This window comes from Luteolibacter sp. (assembly GCF_039920825.1).
In the GTDB taxonomy this organism is placed as follows: Bacteria; Verrucomicrobiota; Verrucomicrobiia; order Verrucomicrobiales; family Akkermansiaceae; genus Luteolibacter.
This window is the reverse complement of record NZ_JBDSCX010000011.1, coordinates 1-3,404: the sequence shown is the minus strand read 5'-3', so window position 1 is coordinate 3,404 and position 3,404 is coordinate 1. Positions and strand designations below refer to the sequence as shown.

General features: G+C 56.5%; 4 protein-coding genes. 3 read left to right on the top strand and 1 reads right to left on the bottom strand.

The window, feature by feature from the left end:
- A partial coding sequence (locus ABIQ96_RS02615) for a 50S ribosomal protein L31 (RefSeq protein WP_348212984.1) occupies nucleotides 1-120 on the bottom strand: 120 nt, incomplete at its 3' end.
- Nucleotides 121-328: 208 nt separating this feature from the next.
- Between ABIQ96_RS02615 and ABIQ96_RS02610 the strand changes: the two genes are divergently transcribed.
- From ABIQ96_RS02610 to ABIQ96_RS02600, 3 genes are all read left to right on the top strand, one after another.
- Complete coding sequence (locus ABIQ96_RS02610; protein ID WP_348212983.1) at nucleotides 329-652, top strand: hypothetical protein; 324 nt, start codon at nucleotides 329-331, stop codon at nucleotides 650-652.
- A gap of 107 nt (nucleotides 653-759) precedes the next feature.
- On the top strand, nucleotides 760-1,131 hold the full coding sequence (locus ABIQ96_RS02605) for an NADH-quinone oxidoreductase subunit A (RefSeq protein WP_348212982.1): 372 nt from the start codon (nucleotides 760-762) through the stop codon (nucleotides 1,129-1,131).
- Between the two features lie 345 nt (nucleotides 1,132-1,476).
- A complete protein-coding gene (locus ABIQ96_RS02600) occupies nucleotides 1,477-3,213 on the top strand; it encodes a flavodoxin domain-containing protein (RefSeq protein ID WP_348212981.1) in 1,737 nt (578 codons plus the stop codon).
- Nucleotides 3,214-3,404: the final 191 nt, after the last annotated feature.

The window sequence follows — 3,404 nt, the reverse complement described above, 5'->3', positions numbered from 1 at the left end:
CACGCCATCGATGACTTCCTTTTTCTCGGAGGTCTTGGTCGAACGGCTGATGAAACGCTTGCCGGTGGTCATGTCAACGAAGACGACCGGATTGTATTTCGGATGAAGGTCCTTTTTCATGGGAAGTATGGTGTCCGGCACGTTACCGACGCGGCGGGACGCGGAGAGTGGACAAAATCGCCGGGGTGTCAAGCTGGCATCAGCGGGGAATTCAAAGAATATCGCGTAGGTTGGAATTTAATACTTGCAAAATATATTTTCTGGTTCGTTATATCCCGCCGTTTTTTTGAGTCGCTTTTGTCACGGAAGGGTGTAGCGTTGCGTCGTTATGGCAATTACCACGAAACGTACCCGATTCTCACGTCGCCTTCCGGACCATGTCACTGACGAACTCTGTAATGTCCTTTCTGAAAAAAAGGTATTTGGCTTCAACGATCTCTTCGAGCGCGTTTTCGCAAATCTCAAAGTTCGCAATGCCGTGAGCGGTGGTGAAGAAATGCTGCGTCTGCGTGCCTACGAGAAACTTCAAAATCTCGTGACCCGTGGCCTCGTCGAAAAACTCGGCAAGGAATACAAGGGCACCGCCCGCGTTCACGAAGCATCCAGCGCCTACGCCGCAGCACAAGATGCAGCGGCTCAAGACGACGCTTGATTCGAGTGTGATTTTATCAAAAAACCCGCGCCTGATGAGGGCGCGGGTTTTTTTTCTACCCATATCCCGTCGTGATGCTTAAGACCGCTGCGTCCGCCCGTTGAATTATGCCACAAGACTACCTTCCCGTTTTGTTCCAAGTCCTGATCGCACTTGGATTCGCCGTGTCCACCCTCACGGCCAGCGTCATTTTCGGCCGCTCGGCCAAACGCAATGCGACCAAGGACAGCGCTTACGAGTGCGGCATGTTGCCAATTGGTGAAGGCGCGCCGCGGTTCTCGGTGAAATTCTATCTGGTCGCGATGTTGTTCGTGATCTTCGACATCGAAGTCGTCTTCATGTACCCATGGGCCGTGCAATTCCGCGACTTAGTCGCACAGGGGCCGACTGCGCTGACGAGCATGGCGGGCTTCGCAGGAATCTTGGTTTTCGCTTATGTCTACGCGCTGAAAAAAGGCGCGCTGAACTGGAAATCGTGAGGACATACCGCAGCCTTTTGCGGAAGATAGCCAAAGGCATTGATTGTTAGATCCGGTCGGCGGCCTTGATCACCTCTACCAGTGGCGGCTCTGCTTTTTGAACAAGGTGGATTCCTTGGAAAAACTCCCGGCACCTTGGATGACCCGTTCCATCTCAAGCTGATGGAAAAACCGATCGAGCCGAAACATCTGCCCCGAACTCGCGGCAAATGACGAATGGGATCCATCGAAGAAATTGAAATATTCATGATTGGAATGAGGGGAATTGACAGCAATCAGGCTTGAATCCTGCTTTACCTCCACCCAACTTCCGCGGCCCGGCCGCAGCCGAATATTCCAAGAATCATGGTCTTTCCGATCCAACTTCCCGACGACGCCCCCTTCACCGCCGACCAACGGGCCTGGCTGAACGATTTCCTTTCCAAGGCGCTCGCCACGGGGAATCAAGCGGCGGCTCCCAGCGGCCCATCGGTGCCGGTCACCGTGGTTTACGGCTCACAAACCGGCACCGCCGAAGGCTTGGCCAAGAAACTCGTCAAGGCGCTCAAAAAGGGAAATTTCGAGCCGGAAATCCACGACATGGCCACCTACGACCGCTCGCGGTTGGTCGCCGAAAAGAATCTTCTCATCATCACCTCCACTTACGGTGATGGCGAACCACCCGACACCGCAGCCGAACTTCACGGTTGGCTGATGAGTGATGCCGCACCGCGACTGGAAGGGGTTTCCTACTCCGTCCTCGCCCTCGGTGACAGCAGCTACCCGGATTTCTGCAAATGCGGGATCGAATTCGATAGCCGGCTTTCGGCGTTGGGAGCGAAAAGCCTCCATGCGCGGGTCGACGTTGATGTCGATCCCGACGAGCCTTATGCGGCATGGTCCGCTGCGGTTGTGGCGAGCCTGTCGCCTTCCGGCGCCGCGATACCGTCGGCCGGAAATGCCGCGGTAGAGAGTGCTGACGAAGGATATTCCAAGAGCAATCCCTTCCCCTCAGCCTTAGTGCAGAACTACAATTTGAACGGACCGGGTGACAAGCAGACCCACCAGGTCGCGCTCTCGCTGGAAGGCTCGGATCTAACGTATGAGGTCGGCGACGCGCTCGGTGTTTATCCGCTGAACCCGCCGGAGGTGGTGGATGAAATCATCGCGAACCTTCCCTTCAAGGCCGGCGACGTGCCCGCACCGGATGGCGGCGAGGTTTCCCTTCGCGAAGCGCTGATCCGTTACTACGACATCGGTTCGCTCAACAAATCCATCATCCAGAAGTGGCAGGCGAAAAGCGGCTCGCCCTTTCTGCGCTCACTCGTCGCGGCCGATGACAAGAAGGCTTACGATGATTTCTGTTGGGGCCGGGACTTGATCGATCTGGTCGTCGATCACCCTGCGGATTTCACCGATGCCGAAGAGTTTATTTCCCAGCTGAAAAAGCTTCAACCGCGCCTCTACTCCATCGCCTCCAGCCCGCGCGCACATCCGGGAGAAGTCCATTTGTGCGTCGGCATTGTCCGCTACAACACCTTCGGCCGGAAACGCGGCGGGATCTGCTCCACGTTCCTTGCCGACCGGGTCAACGGCGACATCAAACCCCGCGTTTACGTCCACGGCAACAACGCCTTCCGGCTGCCTGCGAATGGTGACACCGACGTCATCATGGTCGGCCCCGGAACCGGCATCGCCCCGTTCCGTGCCTTCCTTGAAGACCGCAAGGCCACCGGTGCCAAGGGGAGAAACTGGCTCTTCTTTGGCAATCCCCACAGCGCGACCGATTATCTCTATCAGGATGAAGTCGAGGGCTACATTGCCGACGGCACGCTGGCGAAATTCGATGTCGCCTGGTCGCGCGACCAGAAGGAGAAACTCTACGTCCAGCACCTCATGCTGCAAAACGGCGCGGAGCTCTGGTCATGGCTCAACGGTGGCTGCGCGTTCTACGTCTGTGGCGACGCCTCGCGGATGGCCAAGGATGTCGATCAGGCCCTGCTCAAGGTGGCAGAAGAACACGGCAAGCTAACAGCCGAAGCGGCCGCCGCGTTCATCTCGCAGCTAAAGAAGGAGAAACGCTACCTGCGCGACGTTTACTGATCCTGCCTTTGGACTGCGGTGAGGATCACCGCTTTGAGAGAACTTACCGTCTTCCTGGGAATCTTTAGACCGTTTGCCCATTGGCGTCAATTTAAGGTCTGAAGCCGTTGCCGTTTTGCTTGAGGGATTTCCGTTTTCGTTTGCAGCGACAGATGTGTCTCGGGTCGAGGGGCAGTTCTGCCGATAATCTC

Coding starts and splice junctions, on each gene's coding strand:
- ABIQ96_RS02600 (WP_348212981.1), top strand. CDS start 1,477: ATGGTCTTTCCGATCCAACTTCCCGACGACGCCCCCTTCACCGCCGAC.
- ABIQ96_RS02605 (WP_348212982.1), top strand. CDS start 760: ATGCCACAAGACTACCTTCCCGTTTTGTTCCAAGTCCTGATCGCACTT.
- ABIQ96_RS02610 (WP_348212983.1), top strand. CDS start 329: ATGGCAATTACCACGAAACGTACCCGATTCTCACGTCGCCTTCCGGAC.